At 74.4% G+C, this 15,824-nt stretch carries 13 protein-coding genes; 4 read left to right on the plus strand and 9 right to left on the minus strand.

Annotated features, from left to right (window positions below):
* The 4 genes from C2865_RS28850 to C2865_RS28865 all read right to left on the minus strand — a co-directional run bounded on the left by C2865_RS28850 (position 1) and on the right by C2865_RS28865 (position 3,685).
* Positions 1-930: a hypothetical protein gene (locus C2865_RS28850; protein WP_106401735.1), complete on the minus strand. Its 930-nt coding sequence runs from the start codon at positions 928-930 to the stop codon at positions 1-3.
* A gap of 138 nt (positions 931-1,068) precedes the next feature.
* The gene (locus C2865_RS28855; protein ID WP_106401736.1) at positions 1,069-1,791 is read right to left on the minus strand and encodes a spermidine synthase; all 723 of its coding nucleotides are present in this window, start codon (positions 1,789-1,791) and stop codon (positions 1,069-1,071) included.
* A gap of 70 nt (positions 1,792-1,861) precedes the next feature.
* Positions 1,862-2,314 (minus strand): VOC family protein, encoded by a 453-nt coding sequence (locus C2865_RS28860; RefSeq protein WP_106401737.1) that lies wholly within the window; start codon positions 2,312-2,314, stop codon positions 1,862-1,864.
* Positions 2,315-2,374: 60 nt separating this feature from the next.
* The gene (locus tag C2865_RS28865) at positions 2,375-3,685 is read right to left on the minus strand and encodes an FAD-binding oxidoreductase (RefSeq protein WP_232835849.1); all 1,311 of its coding nucleotides are present in this window, start codon (positions 3,683-3,685) and stop codon (positions 2,375-2,377) included.
* Between the two features lie 47 nt (positions 3,686-3,732).
* Here C2865_RS28865 and pdxR point away from each other — a divergent pair, with 47 nt between their 5' ends.
* Complete coding sequence (gene pdxR / locus C2865_RS28870) at positions 3,733-5,163, plus strand: MocR-like pyridoxine biosynthesis transcription factor PdxR (protein ID WP_106401738.1); 1,431 nt, start codon at positions 3,733-3,735, stop codon at positions 5,161-5,163.
* A gap of 41 nt (positions 5,164-5,204) precedes the next feature.
* On the opposite strand, the gene C2865_RS28875 is transcribed toward pdxR, so the two are convergent.
* Positions 5,205-5,555, minus strand: a complete 351-nt coding sequence (locus C2865_RS28875; RefSeq protein WP_106401739.1) for a DoxX family protein — start codon at positions 5,553-5,555, stop codon at positions 5,205-5,207.
* Positions 5,556-5,658: 103 nt separating this feature from the next.
* Between C2865_RS28875 and C2865_RS28880 the strand changes: the two genes are divergently transcribed.
* Complete coding sequence (locus C2865_RS28880) at positions 5,659-6,621, plus strand: LysR family transcriptional regulator (RefSeq protein ID WP_106401740.1); 963 nt, start codon at positions 5,659-5,661, stop codon at positions 6,619-6,621.
* A gap of 51 nt (positions 6,622-6,672) precedes the next feature.
* On the opposite strand, the gene C2865_RS28885 is transcribed toward C2865_RS28880, so the two are convergent.
* Positions 6,673-8,166, minus strand: a complete 1,494-nt coding sequence (locus tag C2865_RS28885; RefSeq protein WP_232835850.1) for an MDR family MFS transporter — start codon at positions 8,164-8,166, stop codon at positions 6,673-6,675.
* A gap of 27 nt (positions 8,167-8,193) precedes the next feature.
* Between C2865_RS28885 and C2865_RS28890 the strand changes: the two genes are divergently transcribed.
* Positions 8,194-8,688: an acyl-CoA-like ligand-binding transcription factor gene (locus C2865_RS28890; RefSeq protein ID WP_157963939.1), complete on the plus strand. Its 495-nt coding sequence runs from the start codon at positions 8,194-8,196 to the stop codon at positions 8,686-8,688.
* Between the two features lie 169 nt (positions 8,689-8,857).
* Here C2865_RS28890 and fusA read toward each other — a convergent pair whose 3' ends face one another.
* The 3 genes from fusA to C2865_RS28905 all read right to left on the minus strand — a co-directional run bounded on the left by fusA (position 8,858) and on the right by C2865_RS28905 (position 12,508).
* Positions 8,858-10,927: an elongation factor G gene (gene fusA / locus C2865_RS28895; RefSeq protein ID WP_106401742.1), complete on the minus strand. Its 2,070-nt coding sequence runs from the start codon at positions 10,925-10,927 to the stop codon at positions 8,858-8,860.
* Positions 10,928-11,333: 406 nt separating this feature from the next.
* Entirely contained in the window at positions 11,334-11,900 is a 567-nt protein-coding gene (locus tag C2865_RS28900) for a dihydrofolate reductase family protein (protein WP_106401743.1), read from the minus strand.
* 20 nt (positions 11,901-11,920) lie between these two features.
* Complete coding sequence (locus C2865_RS28905) at positions 11,921-12,508, minus strand: NADPH-dependent FMN reductase (RefSeq protein WP_106401744.1); 588 nt, start codon at positions 12,506-12,508, stop codon at positions 11,921-11,923.
* 131 nt (positions 12,509-12,639) lie between these two features.
* Between C2865_RS28905 and C2865_RS28910 the strand changes: the two genes are divergently transcribed.
* Positions 12,640-15,804: an AfsR/SARP family transcriptional regulator gene (locus C2865_RS28910; protein ID WP_106401870.1), complete on the plus strand. Its 3,165-nt coding sequence runs from the start codon at positions 12,640-12,642 to the stop codon at positions 15,802-15,804.
* Positions 15,805-15,824 lie beyond the last annotated feature (20 nt).

Here is a 15,824-nt window from a genome sequence, read left to right on the forward strand (position 1 = left end):
CTAACCGGTCCGGCGTGCGCGGCCCGCCGCGAAGAGCAGCATGCCGACGACGCTCACCGTGGTGATCCACATGCCCGGCAGCAGGGACTGGCTCTCGGTGGCCTCCAGCAGCCTGAAGCTCTCCACGTCGTACTCCCAGGCCTGCCGGAGCGTCTCCGGGTCCCCCGGCTCCCAGGTCAGCTGCTGGGCCGTCGAGGACAGGATGTCCGGCAGCAGCCAGCACGCCACGCCGAGCGCGAGCCCCGCCGAGACGTCCCGCCTGGCCGTGAAGGCGGCCAGCGCCAGCATTCCCGCGGCCACCAGCGCCGCGGCGACCGCGGAAACGCTGGCGGGCAGCCCGACCTCCTCCTTGAAGAGCGTGCAGCAGTCCAGGTGGTCGGAGACCCTCTCCCCGTCCTGGGACCAGGTCGTCGTCGTCCGGACCCACGGCAGCCACTCCCCGAGCAGCCCCAGCAAGGCCAGGCAGGCCCCGGCCACCGCCCACGACGGCCCTCCCCCGGCCGACCGCGGCCACCCGCCCCGCGCCAGCGCCGCGAACGCCGCCACCGCCGCCATCACCAGCAGCACGTGCGCGGTCCGCAACACCACGAACCCCGGCCCCATGCCCCCCTGCCCGCTGAGCGCGAACTCGATGTCCCCCACCGCGTTCGACCACGCGAACGGCGCGTAGGCCACGACCAGCCCGGCCGCCACCCCGAACGTCCGCCGGAACGGCATCATCCCCGCCGCCGCGACCACCAGCACCAGCTCGGGCACGTACCGGAAGGCCCCCGCCCCCTCCCCCAGCAGCCCCGGCCCCTCCCCGAACTGCGGGACCAGGCTCCCCGCCACGGCCATCCCCGCCGCCACCGCCGTGAGCGCGGCGGCCGCGTGCTCCGCCCCCCGCCCGCTCCCCGCGCCCTTGCCCATGGCGTATCCGACATCACCCATTTCCGCTCCCTTCCAGAGGAGATCCTGCCGCTCTGCGTCCTTCTCGGGAAGCGGGCGGAGCCTCAGGAGTCCCGGCGACCGGCGGGCCGGGTGCGGAGGCCGGTTCTCACGGCTCGGGAACGGCGGGATTCCCGCGGGTCACGCCGCCGACGACCTGGCGAGGTAGACGGTGTTGGTGGCTTCGCCGCCCTGGAGGTGGTTGGGGAAGGCGACGACGCGGGCGTGCGGCTCGACGAACACCTCGGCGAGGACGGCGATGAAGTCCTCCTCCGGCGGGTCGTTGGACCACAGGGCGAACACCCCTCCCGGGCGCAGCCGGGCGGACAGCCGCCGCAGCCCCTCGGGCCGGTAGAACGCGGCGTGCCCCGGATGCAGCACGTGGCCGGGGGCATGGTCGATGTCGACGATGACGGCGTCGAAGCTCCGGTCCCCGTCCTGCGGGTCGAAGCCGTCGCCGGCCTCGACCATCGCGAAGAAGTCGCCGCGGACCAGGCGGCAGCGGGGGTCGGCGGTCAGCTCCGCGCCCAGGGGGATCAGGCCCCGCTCGTGCCAGTCGATCACCTCGCCGAGCGCCTCGACCACGATCATGGACCGCACGCGCGGGTCGTCCAGGACGGCCCGCGCGGTGTAGCCCAGGCCGAGCCCGCCCACGACCACGTCGAGACGCTCCCCGGGCAGTTGCGCCAGCGCCAGCTCGGCGAGGGCGACCTCCCCCGCGGTGAACAGGCTCGACATGAGGAAGTCCTCGTCGAGCTTGATCTCGAACACGTCGGCGCCCAGGACGGGGTCCCGGCGCCGGCGCAGGCTGATGTCGCCCTTGGGCGTGGGCTCGTAGGCCAGTTCCTCGAATCGTGCGCTCATCGGGTCCCCTGTTCGTCCACCGGTGCGGTCGCCCACAAGTCTTCCGCAGGCGAAGGACCGTTCCGGGCGGTCAGGCCACGCAGAACTCGTTGCCCTCCGGGTCGGCCATGACCCACCAGTGGCCGGCCGGGCCCTGGTCCACCTCGCGGACGCGGGTGGCGCCCAGGCCTTCCAGGCGTGCCACCAGTTCGTCGCGGCCGCCGGGCTCGCTGTGGACGTCCAGGTGCAGGCGGTTCTTGACCGTCTTGGGCTCGGGCACGTTCTGGAAGAGCAGGCGGCGGCCGTGGCCGACGCCGCTGAGCTCGTCGAACGGGTCGTCGGGGTGGCGAATCCCGGCGTAGCCGCGGAAGACCCTGCGCCCGCGGTGCTCGGCGACCGCCTCCGCCTCCAGGTGCCCGGCGGCCAGCAGCCGCTCGATGAGCGGGCCGGGGTCCTCCACCTCGTAGCCCAGGGCCGCCGCCCAGAAGTCCGCGAGCGCGGGCGCGTCGGCGCTGTCGACGACCAGCTTCCAGTTCAGTGTCATGTAACCATTTATAGTGGTTACATGATCTCCCCGCAACCGGCGCGCCGCGAGGCCGGAGGCTCAACCCGAAACGGGGAAGTTGCTGCGGAAGACGCCGTGCGGGTCGTGGCGGCGCTTGATGCCGCGCAGCCGGGTCAGCGCGGCGGGGGTGAAGGCGTCGGCCGCGGTCTCCTCGGGGTTGAGGAAGGTGAAGGGCTTGCGGCCGCTGACGGGCAGGGCTTCGGCGAGTCCGCGCTGCCTGGCGGTGACGGCCCGGGCGGTGGCGGGGTCGGTCGGGATGCCGAACATGTAGAGGGCGTAGGGCTCGGTGAGCGGGCCGTGGGGGCTGTCGGACGGGCGGGCGAACACGCCGCCCAGGTGCCGGATCTGCACGCTCAGCAGCGGGGCGATGGGGTCGGCCTGCAACGTCTTGGCCGCGGTGTCGTCGAGTGCGGTCAGCAGTTCGGCGCGCGAGATGCCGGGTCCGGGGTCGGTGGGCTCGGCGGTGATGGTCCCGATCTCGGAGACCGGCATCATCCTTCTGCCGTCGGACAGCGGACCGGGCAGGCCGTCCAGCGGGGCGAGCAGGGCGCGCGCCTCGTCCTCCCCGCCGAGGTGGGTGACGTCGACGGCGACCATGGGGTCGGCGCCGGGGAAGTGCAGCAGATCCAGCCAGGCGGTCAGCCCGTCGGGCGCCGTGGCGGTGATCCGCCGGTAGGCGTCCAGCACGGCCGGGGCGTGCTCGGCCGTCCACAGGACCCGGCCGCCGTACAGGTGCGGCGCGGGGTGCAGGGCCAGCTCGAGGGCGGTGACGATCGCGAAGTCGCCGCCTCCGCCGCGCAGCGCCCAGAACAGGTCGGGGTCGGCGTCGGCGGTGACGCGCCGCCGCCCTCCCTCGGCGTCGACGATGTCGAAGGCCGTGACGTTGTCGGCGACCCAGCCGTGGGCGCGGCCGAACCAGCTCAGCCCGCCGCCGAGGGCGACGCCGGTGACGCTGACGACCGGGGAGCTGCCGGGCAGGCCGGTCAGCCCGTGCGGTGCGGCGGCGGCCTGCACCCTGCCGGAGGCCACGCCCGCGCCGACGTGGGCGCGGCGGGCGTCCGGGTCGATCCGCAGGGCGTCCAGCCGGGCGGTGCGCAGGAGGATGGTGCCGTCGGTGCGGCCGGTGGCGCCGTGCCCGTTCGGCTGCGTCGCCACGCTCAGGCCGGCGGAGCGGGCGTACCGGACCAGGGCGGCGACGTCGTCGGCGTCCGCCGCCTCCACCACGGCCGCCACCGGTTGCTCGACGGCCAGGTTCCAGGCGCGGCGCGCGGTGTCGAACCCGGCGTCCCCGGGCAGCAAAACCCGTCCGCGGACGGCGGAGTGCAGAGTGCTCATGATCGTCTTCGTCATGGACACCACACTAGAACCGGGAAAGACCTTGGATAAGGTGCATTCCCATGATGGATTCATGGGTCAATGTGGCGGAACGGCTCGGCAGCGACCTGCATCTGGAGCTCGCGGGGCCCGGCAGCCGCCGCGCCGTCCTCATCCACGCGCTGCGGGAGGCCGTACGGGACGGAAGACTCCTTCCGGGGACCCGGCTGCCGCCGTACCGCTCCCTCGCCGCCGACCTCGGGCTCGCCCGCAACACCGTCGCGGACGCCTACGCCGAGCTGGTCGCCGAGGGGTGGCTGATCGCCAGGCAGGGCTCCGGCACCCGGGTGGCGCCCCGAGCCGAGCCCGTCCGGCCGCCGCGCCCGCCGAAGAAGGCGGCCGCACGTCCGGCCCCGCCGTCGCACAACCTCAGGCAGGGCCAGCCCGACGCCGCCTCCTTCCCCCGTCCGGCCTGGCTGGCCGCCGCCCGCCGCGCGCTGAACGCCGCCCCCCACGACGCCTTCGGCCCGGGTGACCCGCAGGGCCGCCTGGAACTGCGCCGCGCGCTGGCCGAGTACCTGGCGCGCGCCCGCGGCGTCCGGACCACGCCCGACCGGATCGTGGTGTGCTCCGGCTTCGCCCACGCGCTGCGGCTGCTCTTCGGCGGCCGGGTCCTGCGCGGGCCGCTGGCCGTGGAGTCCTACGGGCTCGCCTTCCACCGCTCCCTCCTGGAGGCCGCCTCCGTCCGTACCGTCCCGCTCTCGCTCGACGGGCACGGCGCCCGCACCACCGAACTGGAGCACCTCAAGGACGCACGGGCGGTGCTGCTCACCCCGGCGCACCAGTTCCCGACCGGCGGGCCCCTGCAGCCCGAGCGGCGCGTGACCGCCGTGGACTGGGCGCGTACCCGCGGGGGCGTGATCCTGGAGGACGACTACGACGGCGAGTTCCGCTACGACCGCGAACCGGTCGGCGCGGTGCAGGGCCTCGATCCGGAGCGGGTCGTCTATCTCGGTTCGGCCAGCAAGAGCCTGTCCCCGGCGTTGCGGCTCGGCTGGATGGTGCTGCCCGAGCACCTCCTCGACCCCGTCCTGGCGGCCAAGGGCGAGCGGGAGGCATGGACGGGCGTGGCGGACCAGCTCACCCTCGCCGACTTCATCGACTCGGGCCACTACGACCGCCACGTCCGCCGCATGCGCCAGCGCTACCGCGCCCGCCGCGACCGCCTCGTCGCCGCCCTCGCCGCCAGGGCCCCGCACATCGCCCTCACCGGTATCGCCGCCGGCCTGCACGCCGTCCTGCACCTGCCGCCCGGAACCGAGCGCGCCACCGTCGAGGCCGCCGCCTCGAACTCCCTCGCCCTGGACGGTCTGGCCGGCTTCCGCCACCCCGCCGCCACCATGCCCGCCAGGGACGGCCTCGTCGTCGGCTACGCCACCCCGCCCGAACACGCCTACGGACCCGCCCTCGAAGCGCTGTGCCGCGTCCTTCCCCCCGCGCCCGCCGGAGACTGACCCGCCGCCGTCCGCTCCCGGACCGGCGACGTGGCCATGCGCTATCTCACGACGGCGAGGACGAGGGAGGCGACGGCCAGTGCCAGGTAGCCGCCGGGGAAGGCGATGTTGTGGAAGACCCGGGCACGGACGTGCGCCGCGATCGCGCCGATGAAGAACAGCACGAGCCCGGCGGCGGCGGCGATGCCGATGGTCCGGCCGCCCAGGAGTCCCAGCGCGAGCCCGGCGGCCCCCGCCGCCTTCAGCGCGCCGAGCAGGGGGATCCAGGATGGAGGAAGGCCCACTTCGGCCGAGTTGGCGAGGACGAACTTCGCTCGGGCGAAGTCCGCCACGGCGATGCCCGCGTTGGCCGCGATCGTGATGACGGTGACCACGACGTACAGGACGGGCATGGGTTCTCCTCGGTTCCTCCGGCGAGCCTTCTGCTCGCTTCCGGCCTCCAGCCTCCTCAACCACTGACTTGGTGTCCAATACCTGCATCTATAACCTTATGGAATGGATGTCGACACCCGGCTGCTGCGGTCCTTCGTCGCCGTGGCGGAGGAGGGGACCCTCACCCGTGCCGCGGAACGGCTCTACGTCTCGCAACCGGCGCTCACCAAACAGATCAGGCAGCTGGAGGACCTGCTCGGCGTGCGGCTGTTCACCCGGTCGCGGACCGGCATGGCCCTCACCGAACCGGGCAGGGCCCTCGCGGCGCGGGCGCCCGCCCTGCTGGCCGGCTGGGACCGGACGCTGCGGGAGACCAGGAGCACGGCCCTGCGCGCGGCCCGCGTCCTGCGGGTCGGATACCTGGCCAGCGCCGCCAACGAGGCCACCCCGGACATCGTCGCGCAGTTCGCCCGCCGCCGGCCGGGCTGGCGCGCGGACATGCGGCAGGCCGCCTGGTCGGACCCGACCGCCGGGCTCGCCGACGGGGACGTCGATGTGGCCCTGGTCCGGCTGCCCTTCCCCGGCCAGGACGCCCTGCGGGTGGAGCCGCTGTTCACCGAGCCCCGCTGGGTCGCGCTCCCCGCCGCGCATCCCCGCGCCGCCCGCGAGGTGATCCCCTTTTCCGACCTGTGGGACGAGCCCTTCGTCGCGGCGCCCGCGGAAACGGGCCGCTGGCGGGACCACTGGCTGGCCGCCGACGAACGTGAAGGCCGCCCCGTCCGCATCGGCGCGGTCACCGACCGGCCCGACGACTGGCTCAGCGCCGTCGCCAACGGCCGCGGCATCGCCCTGGCCCCCGCGTCGGCCGCCCGCTTCTACGCCCGTCCGGGCATCGTCTACCGGCCTCTCAGCGGCGTCAGCCCCAGCCGCGTGGGCGTCGCCTGGTCCCCTGCCGACGACGCCGACCCCGTCATCGGGGACTTCGTCCGCTGCTGCCTCGACAACCGTCCGCCCCGCGATCCCGGCGCCCCGCCGGGTGAGGACGGCCATGCGGGCGGGCGGCCGGAGCCGGGGGCGTTCGGCTGACGTGCGACGGCGGCGGTGCCCGCAGGAACCGCCGCCGTCGTGTGCCGTGCGTCAGTGCAGGACGAGGGCCTCGGCGTCGGCCTCGGCGGACGCGTTCTCCTGGCGCCGGACTGCGAAGGACAGGAGGGCGGCGGCCAGGCCGACGCCGCCTCCCCAGAGGAACGCGTCGTGGATGCCCGCGGCCTGGGCGGAGACCGGGTTCGTCCCCGTCTCCAGCGCGGCGTCGGTGCCCAGGGTCATGAGCGTCACGAAGAGCGCGGTGCCCGCGGCTCCGGCGAGCTGCTGGAGCGTGTTGAGGATGGCGCTGCCGTGCGAGTACAGCCCCGCGTCCAGCGAGCCCAGGGCCGAGGTCATCAGCGGCGTCATGGCGAAGCCGATGCCCAGGCTCGTCAGCACGTGGATCACGATGACGAACCAGGTGGGGGTCGTCTCGTCGAGCAGGCTCATCAGCGCCAGCGCGAGGGCCATGGTGAACGTCCCCGGGATGACCAGGGGGCGCGGCCCGAACCGGTCGGACAGCCTGCCGACCAGCGGCGCGATCAGGCCCATGGCCAGCCCGCCGGGCAGCAGGAGGAGGCCGGTCTCCAGGGTCGTCAGGCCGCGGACGTTCTGCAGGTAGATCGGCAGCAGGATGAGCGCGCCGAACAGGGCCCCCATGGAGAACAGCAGCAGGACGATGCCGACGACGAACGAACGCGTCCTGAAGGGGCGCAGGTCGAGCAGCGCCGCGTCACCGCGCTGCAGGCGGATCTGGCGCAGGACGAACAGCACGAGCGCCGCGGCGCCGACGGCGAGCGGGACGGCCGGCGGGACCGGGGCGTGGCCGCCCGCCGCCTCGCCGATGCTGCTCAGGCCGTAGATCAGGCCGCCGAAGCCGACGGCGGACAGCGCGAACGACGGCAGGTCGAAGCGCACGGGCCTGGGGGTGCCCGCGTTCTTGACCAGCACGACCCCGACTGCGACGGTCAGCACCGCGATCGGCAGGACGGACAGGAACAGCCAGCGCCAGCTCAGCTCGGACAGGATCAGCCCGGAGAAGGTGGGGCCGACGGCCGGCGCGACCGAGATCACGATCGCGACGAGCCCCATCGTGCCGCCGCGGCGCGAGGCCGGGACGAGCGTGAGGATGGTGGTCATCAGCAGCGGCAGCACCAGCGCCGTCCCCGACGCCTGGATCACCCGGGCGGCCAGGAGGACGCCGAACTGCGGCGCCAGTCCCGCCAGCAGCGTGCCCGCGGCGAACAGCGACGTCGCGGTGATGAAGACCGTCCGGGTGGCGAAGCGCTGGAGGATCAGGCCGGTGGCCGGGATGACCACGGCCATCGTCAGCATGTACCCGGTGGTCAGCCACTGCGCCGTCGCGGCCCCGACGGAGAACTCGGTCATGAGCTTGGGCAGTGCCACGCTCATGACGGTCTCGTTGAGGATCATCACGAACGCGGCGAGGATCGGCAGGGCGATCGCGATCTTGACATGGCGGGGCAGCGCCTGCTCGGTCCCTGCGGCGGGCGGGGCGCCCTTGTCGATATCGGGGTGCAACTCCACGGGGAGGCGTGGCCTTTCTCTTCTCGGGTGGGCCGGTCGACGGCGGCGTTGCCCGCACCGGGCGCGGAAGAGCCCGGATCTCCGCTGCGCCGCAGTCTATGTCCGACTTGGCTGGACACCCGTCCCCCGCACGAGCCCGACTGGGACTGCCTGCGCCGGACCTTCGACGTCGTCGTCGAGGTGCTCACCGACGAGAAGGGCCGCGCCCACGACCTGGCGGTCCAGCAGATCGTCCAGGAGTGCCCCGCCCTGCACGCCGCCCACCTGGAGAGGGCCGACCGCCTCCAGGAGCAGATGGCCGAACGCCTGTCGGCCCGCGCGGTGGCCCGCGACCCCGCCTGCCGCCCCGACCCGGTGGTCCTGCGCGCCGTCGTCGGCGCGGCCTTCGCCTGCCTGCTCTCCGCCGTCTCCCACGCCCTGCGCGACGGCGACCTCGACGGCCTCGGCGCCCGCCTCGACAGGGTCATGGAGGCCCTGCGCCCCTCGTCGGCCGAACCCCCGGCCGCTTCGCGTCCTTCCTGATCCGTACGCGCACCCGTCCTGATCGACGCCCCGGCGTCCTCGACGAAACGCCGGCGAAGCGGAGAGCCTTCCGCAGAACCCCGCCCGGGGCATCTGGTTCTCACGGCGACCGCCGTCGGCACGAGCCGGGACGGCCCCCGCCCGGTACGGGCGGGGGCCGTCCCTGGATCTACGGCGTCGTCCTCTCACCGGGCGCCGGTGCGTAGCCGGCGGCCCGGGTCGTGAAGGTGCCGCGGCCCTGGGTGCGGCCGCGCAGCCGCGACGCGTAGCCGAACAGCTCGGCCAGCGGCACGGTCGCCGTGATCACCGCGGTGCCGGACCGCGCGGCCCGGCCCGAGACCCGGCCGCGCCGCGCCGCCAGGTCGCCGAGCACCGTGCCGACGGCCTCGTCGGGCACGGTGACCGTGACCTCGGCCACCGGTTCCAGCAGCGCCATCACGCCCGCGCGCAGCGCCTCCCGCAGCCCGAACCGGCCCGCAGCCCGGAACGCCATCTCCGACGAGTCCTTGGAGTGCGTGGCACCGTCGGTCAGCGTCACCCGCAGCCCTGTCACCGGATGGCCCCCGAGAGGGCCCTCGGCGAGGGCGTCCCGGCAACCGGCCTCGACCGCGCGGACGTACTCCTGCGGAACCCGTCCGCCGGTCACGACCGACCGGAACACGAAGCCCTCCTCCGGCTCCAGCGGCTCGACGTCGAGGACCACGTGCGCGAACTGCCCCGCGCCCCCGTCCTGCTTGACGTGCCGGTACACCAGTCCGGACACGCCGCGGGCGACGGTCTCGCGGTACGCCACCTGCGGCCGGCCGACGCCGACGTCCAGCCCGTGGGAGCGGCGGATCTTCTCCACGGCCACCTCCAGATGCAGTTCGCCCATGCCCGACAGCACCGTCTGACCGCTCTCGGCATCGGCGCGGACCACGAGAGAGGGATCCTCCTCGGCCAGCCGCGCCAGCGCCGTGGCCAGCCGGTCGACGTCCACGCGCCTGCGCGCCTCGACCGCCACCGAGACCACCGGGTCCGCGACGACCGGCGGTTCGAGCAGCAGCGGAGCCGCCGGGGCGCACAGGGTCGCGCCGACGCGGACGGTCTTCAGCCCGACCACCGCGACGATGTCCCCGGCCGCCGCCCGGTCCATCTCGGTGTGCCGGTCTGCCTGCACGCGCAGTATCCGGCCGATCCGCTCCGAGCGGCGTGCTCCCGCGTCCAGCACGGTGTCTCCCTTCCGCATCGTCCCGGCGTAGACGCGCACGTACGTCAGCCGCCCCGTCGCGGTCGAGTTCACCTTGAACACCAGTCCCGCGAACGGACCGGCCGGGTCGGCCGCCCGCTCCTGCGGCGCGCCGTCCCAGGCGCCCCGTACCGGCGGAACGTCGAGCGGCGAGGGCAGGTACGCCACGACGGCCTCCAGCAGCGGTTCGATGCCGCAGTCGCGGTACGCCGACCCGCACAGCACCACGACGGCCTCACCGCTGCGGGTCAGGTCGCGCAGCGCCCCGGCGAGCGTCTCGCCGGAGACCGCGCCGCGCGCGCAGAACTCCTCCAGCGCGGCCGGGTGCAGTTCGGCCACCTCCTCCTCGAGCAGACGGCGCCGCCGTTCCGCCTCCTCCCGCAGGACGTCCGGCACCGGACCCTCCTCGTACCCGTCGCGGCCGGCGCGCCAGGTCGACGCGCGCATGCGGAGCAGGTCCACCACCCCGGTGAACGCGCCCTCCTGACCGATGGGCAGCTGGACCGCCAGCGGGACGGCCCCCAGCCGCTCCCGGATCGACCGGACCGCGGCGTCGAGGTCCGCCCCGGCGCGGTCCATCTTGTTGACGAACGCGATCCGCGGCACGGCGTGCCGGTCGGCCTGCCGCCACACCGCCTCGCTCTGCGGTTCGACACCCGCGACGGCGTCGAACACCGCGATCGCGCCGTCGAGCACGCGCAGCGAGCGCTCCACCTCGTCGGCGAAGTCGACGTGGCCGGGCGTGTCGATCAGGTTGACGCGGTGGCCGTCCCAGACGCAGCTCACCGCGGCGGCGAAGATGGTGATGCCGCGGTCGCGCTCCTGGGAGTCGAAGTCGGTGACGGTCGTCCCGTCGTGGACCTCGCCCCGCTTGTGGGTGGCTCCGGTGAGGTACAGGATCCGTTCGGTGACGGTGGTCTTCCCGGCGTCGACGTGGGCGAGGATGCCCAGGTTCCGGACGCGGGTCAGCGGGCTGGTGGACGGGGATCGGTGTCGTGGTTCGGTGCGCACGGCCCAGGGCCTTTCGGGGTGCTGGTGAGCAGGGCGGCGCGATTCCCGTGCGAACGGCTCGGATTCCGGGTCGGCCCGGAGGCGTGCGGGCCCGTCGGAGCGCACCGGCGGCTCGGCGGCCGCCCGGCGCGCGGACGGGTCAGGCGTTCGCCACGGTCTTCCGGTGGCGGCCGCGCAGCCGGCACCGGGTGGACGAGGACACCGGGATCACGTCGTACCGTGACCGGGGAGAGACCGCGGCGGTGCGACAACGCATGGCCGGGCTCCCCTCACTGGTCGAGACGCGCTGCGATGCCGATCGCACCGCACGAGCCCGAGTGTAGAGAGACGGCCCGCCCCGCCGAAACCGGTTTTCCGCGGCGGGACGGGCTCGGTGCGGGACCCGCGGGCCCCGCACCGGCGGGGGTCACGCGGCCGGGGCGGCCTTGCGGTAGGTGTGGATGACCACGCCGGTGCCGAGCGTCAGGGTCTCGGCCAGCTCGAAGGAGGCGGTGAACGACTCCGTGCCGATCAGGCGGTCGCCGCCCTTCTTCAGCCCGGCGAAGACCGGGTGGATCCACAGGCGCAGCTCGTCGAGCAGGCCGGCCTCGACCAGGGTGCGGGAGAGCTCGCCGAAGCCGTACTGCACGATGTCCTGCCCCGGCTGCTCCTTCAGCCGGGCGATCTCCGCGACGACGTCGGTGGAGATGATCGAGGTGTTGTTCCAGTCGGCCTTGTCCAGCGTGGTGGACACGGCGTACTTGGGCAGGGCGTTCATCCGGACGCCGTACTCGCCGGTCTGCTCCTCCATGTACGGCCAGGACGACGCGAAGCCCTCGTAGGTCCTGCGGCCCAGCAGCAGGGCTCCGGAGGAGAACAGCAGGTCGTGTGCGTACTTCTGGGCGTCCTCGCCGAAGTAGGGAATGCTCCACTCCTGCGGGTCGTCGATGACGCCGTCGAGGGTGACGTAGGTCGAGTTGATGATCTTGCGCATGGTCTTCTCCCGGGGGATGGTCAGGCCTGGTAGGGGGATGCGGTGCGCGCCTCGCTCAAGGCGCGCGCCCACCAGGCGAGCTGGTCGAGCATGGTCTCGACGGTGGTGTTGCACTCGGCGGCCGGCTTGGGCCAGCCGCCGTCGGCGGTGAAGTCGTTCCAGTAGCGGGACAGGCTGACGGTGTCGCGGATCGCGACGGCGTGCAGCTCGCCGAAGACCTGGCGGAGCTGGGCGGCGGCGTGCCGGCCGCCGGACTCGCGGCCGTAGGAGACGATCGCGACCGGCTTGGCGTGCCACTCCTCGTAGTACCAGTCGATCGCGGTCTTCAGCGGCGCCGGGAACCCGTGGTTGTACTCGGGGGTCACCACGATGAAGGCGTCCGCCGCGGCGAGCCGGGGAGCCAGCGCCCGCACCGCCGCGGGCGGCTCCTCGTCGTGGTCGGTGAGCGTCGCCGGCAGGTCCGCCTCGGCCAGGTCGACCAGGTCGGTCTCCAGGTCCGGGTGCCGGCCCGCCCTCTCGACGAGCCACCCGGCCACGGTCGGCCCGAACCGGCCGGTGCGCGTGCTGGCGATGATGACCACCACCCGCAGCCGATTCCGGTGCTCCATCGTGTCCTCCCTCCGCCGTTCCGCTTGACGTGTCCTACTGTGCCGCAGTGCCTTTCCGGTTCGTTGACGGTTCGTTGCCGATCGGCCCGCGCCTGCCGTAATACGGGTGGAAAACGGCTATGGTGCGGATCGTGCTGTTCGGTGTCCTGGGTCCCCTCGCCGTGTGGACCGACGAAGGCGAGCCGGTCACCGTGCCGGGCAGGCTGGTGCGCGCCCTGCTGGCCGACCTGCTGCTGCACGAGGGGCGCACGGTGTCCGCCGACCGGCTGGTGGACGACCTGTGGCCGCAGGACCCGCCCGCGAACCCGGCGGGCACCCTCTCGGCGAAGGCCTCCCAGCTGCGCAAGGCGCTGGGCGACGCCGAACCCGGCGGCCGCGACCTGGTGGCGGCCCGCCCGCCGGGCTACCGGCTGGCCGTCCGGCCCGAGGCCGTGGACGCCCGCCGCTTCCAGGACCTGGTCGCCCGCGCGGGCGATACCGACGACCCGCGGGCCAAGGCCGACCGGCTGACCGAGGCCCTGTCGCTCTGGCGCGGTCCCGCCTTCGCGGACTTCGCCGACGAGCCGTTCACCCAAGCCGCCATCGCGCGGCTGGAGGAGCTGCGGCTCATCGCGTACGAGGACCGCGCCGCGGCGCGCCTGGCCCTCGGCGACCACGCCCTGCTGGCCGGTGAGCTGGCCGGCCTCCTGGCCGCCCACCCCCTGCGGGAGCGGCTCAGGGCCGCGCACATGCGCGCCCTCTACGCGGCGGGACGGCAGAGCGAGGCCCTGGAGAGCTTCGCCGAACTGCGGACGCTGCTCGCCGACGAGCTGGGTCTGGATCCCGGTGCCGAGCTGTCCGCGCTCCACCGGTCGATCCTGGCGCAGGACCTGCCCGCCGCGCCGTCACGCGCACGGCCGCGGACGAACCTGCCGGTACCGCTCACCGGGCTCGTCGGCCGGTCCGGCGCGGTCTCCGAGGTGGGCGCGAGGCTGGGAACGGACCGCCTGGTCACGCTCACCGGTCCGGGCGGGGTCGGCAAGACCCGGCTGGCGCTGGAGGTCGCCGGCCGGGCGGACGGGTCGCACGCCGACGGGGTGTGGCTGGTGGAGCTGGCGCCGCTGCCCGCGGGCACGACCGGCACGACCGGCCTCGCCGACCTGGTGACGGCGGTCCTGGGCGTCCACGACAGCGCCGCGCAGGCTCCGCTGGACCGGCTCGTCGAGGCTCTCGGCGGCAGGCACGTGCTGCTGGTGCTGGACAACTGCGAGCACGTGGTCGAGTCGGCGGCGGAGCTGGCCGGGACGCTGCTGCGCGCCGTCCCCGGGTTGCGGATCCTGGCGACCAGCAGGGAGCCGCTCTGCCTGCCCGGCGAGGTGGTGTGGGCCGTGCCTCCGCTGGCCGTGCCGGACCGGGCGGAGGCCGACCCGGCCGCGCTGGAGCGGGTGGCGGCGGTGCGGTTGTTCGTCGAGCGGGCCTCGGCCGCGGACCGCGGCTTCGCGCTCGACGCCGGCACCGCCGAGCCGGTCGCCGTGTTGTGCCGCCGCCTCGACGGGATCCCGCTGGCGCTGGAGCTGGCCGCGACCAGGGTCCGGGCGCTCGGCGTGCACGGGCTGGTCGACCGGCTCGACGACCGGCTGCGGCTGCTGGCGACCGGGCACCGCGGGACGCCGCCGCGGCAGCAGACGCTGCTGGCGGTGATCGACTGGAGCTGGGAGCTGCTCACCGAACCGGAGCGGGTCGTGCTGCGCAGGCTGGCCGTGCACGCCGACGGCTGCACCCTGGAGGCGGCCGAGGCGGTGTGCGCGGTCGAGGGCGACACGCTGGATCTGCTGGCGCGGCTGGTGGACCGGTCGCTGGTGGTCATGACCGACCACGGGCGGAACGGCCCCCGCTACCGGCTGCTGGAGTCCGTGGCCGCCTACTGCGTCGAGCGGATGCGGGAGGCCGGCGAGCTGGAAGCCGTGCGGGCACGGCACCGCGACCACTACACCCGCCTGGCCGAGCAGGCCGAGCCCCACCTGTACGGAGCCGGGCAGCGACGGTGGCTGGACCGCCTGGACGCCGAGGCCGCCAACCTGCGCGGCGCGCTGGAGGGGCCGCGGTCCTTGCGGGTGGCCAACGCCCTCGCCTGGTCGTGGTTCCTGCGCGGCAGGCTCACCGAGGCCAGGCGTTCGCTGGAGGCGGCTCTGGCCCATGACGGGCCCGCGGAGCCGAAGGCCAGGGCACGGGCGTGGCTCGCCGGGTTCGCCCTGCTGGAGGGCGACCGCACCGCCTGGGACGCCTACCGCGATCCGCGGGCCGACCCCGGCGATCCCCGAGCGTTGTGGTTCCTGGGCTACCTCGGTATCGACACGGGTGAGCTGGCCGCGAGCGAGGAGATGCTGGAACGGGCGCTCGCAGCCTTCCGCGCGGCCGACGACCGGTGGGGTGAGGCCGCGGTGCTCATCGCCCGCGCCAAGATCTCCCACGTCAGGGGCGACTCCGCGGCACTCGAACGCGACAGCGAGCACGCCGTCAGGCTCTTCGGAGAGCTGGGCGACCGCTGGGGCATGCTCCAGGCCACCGTGTGGCTCAGCGGCCTGGCGGAGATGACGGGCGACCACAAGCGGGCGCGCGACCTCCAGAACGAGGCGCTCCGCCTCGGCGAGGAGCTCGCGCTGTGGCCGGACGTCGCGGGCTGTCTGGCCTGGCTCGGCTGGATCGACCTCCAGCTCGGCGACTACGCGCAGGCCCGCGAGAACTGCGAACGGGCGCTGCGGCTCGCCGTCGAGCAGGGCGCGCGGTCGATCCGCACCCTCGGCGAACTCGGCCTCGGCTTCGCCTCCCGCAAAACGGGCGACCTGGACCAGGCCGAGGTCCACCTGCGCCGCCTGGTCGACGCGGTGGAGCCCGGGGAGACACCGCTGCACCTGCCGATCGTCCTGGTCGAGCTCGGTTTCGCCGCCGAGCAGCGCGGCCGGGCCGCACAGGCCCTCGCCCACCACCTCGACGCGCTCGCCGCCGCCGCGACCATCGAGGGAGGCCGGGAACTGATAAGCGCCATCGAGGGCGTGGCCGGCGCCCTGGCCGCCGCCGGAGAGCACACGGACGCGGCCCGCCTGCTGGGCGCGGCGGACACCTTCCGCGCATCCTCCGGTTTCCCCCTCGCACCCGCCGAACGCGGCGACCTCGACCGCATCACCCGCAGAGCCCGCACGGAACTCGGCGAAGACCCCTTCACCGCCGAATTCACCCGCGGCACAGAACTGACCTTCCCCGAGGCCCAGGCCCTGGCCACCCGCCCACGAACGCTCCCCGAACGAACACCCGCCTGACAGCGGCCGAACCGCCGGGC

The organism is Actinocorallia populi, from assembly GCF_002995495.1.
Lineage (GTDB): Bacteria > Actinomycetota > Actinomycetes > Streptosporangiales > Streptosporangiaceae > Actinocorallia > Actinocorallia populi.

What these genes read in the sequence shown, in the direction of transcription:
- C2865_RS28850 (WP_106401735.1), bottom strand. Translation starts at nt 930, where the DNA reads ATGGGTGATGTCGGATACGCCATGGGCAAGGGCGCGGGGAGCGGGCGG.
- C2865_RS28855 (WP_106401736.1), bottom strand. Translation starts at nt 1,791, where the DNA reads ATGAGCGCACGATTCGAGGAACTGGCCTACGAGCCCACGCCCAAGGGC.
- C2865_RS28860 (WP_106401737.1), bottom strand. Translation starts at nt 2,314, where the DNA reads ATGACACTGAACTGGAAGCTGGTCGTCGACAGCGCCGACGCGCCCGCG.
- C2865_RS28865 (WP_232835849.1), bottom strand. Translation starts at nt 3,685, where the DNA reads ATGACGAAGACGATCATGAGCACTCTGCACTCCGCCGTCCGCGGACGG.
- pdxR (WP_106401738.1), top strand. Translation starts at nt 3,733, where the DNA reads ATGATGGATTCATGGGTCAATGTGGCGGAACGGCTCGGCAGCGACCTG.
- C2865_RS28875 (WP_106401739.1), bottom strand. Translation starts at nt 5,555, where the DNA reads ATGCCCGTCCTGTACGTCGTGGTCACCGTCATCACGATCGCGGCCAAC.
- C2865_RS28880 (WP_106401740.1), top strand. Translation starts at nt 5,659, where the DNA reads ATGGATGTCGACACCCGGCTGCTGCGGTCCTTCGTCGCCGTGGCGGAG.
- C2865_RS28900 (WP_106401743.1), bottom strand. Translation starts at nt 11,900, where the DNA reads ATGCGCAAGATCATCAACTCGACCTACGTCACCCTCGACGGCGTCATC.
- C2865_RS28905 (WP_106401744.1), bottom strand. Translation starts at nt 12,508, where the DNA reads ATGGAGCACCGGAATCGGCTGCGGGTGGTGGTCATCATCGCCAGCACG.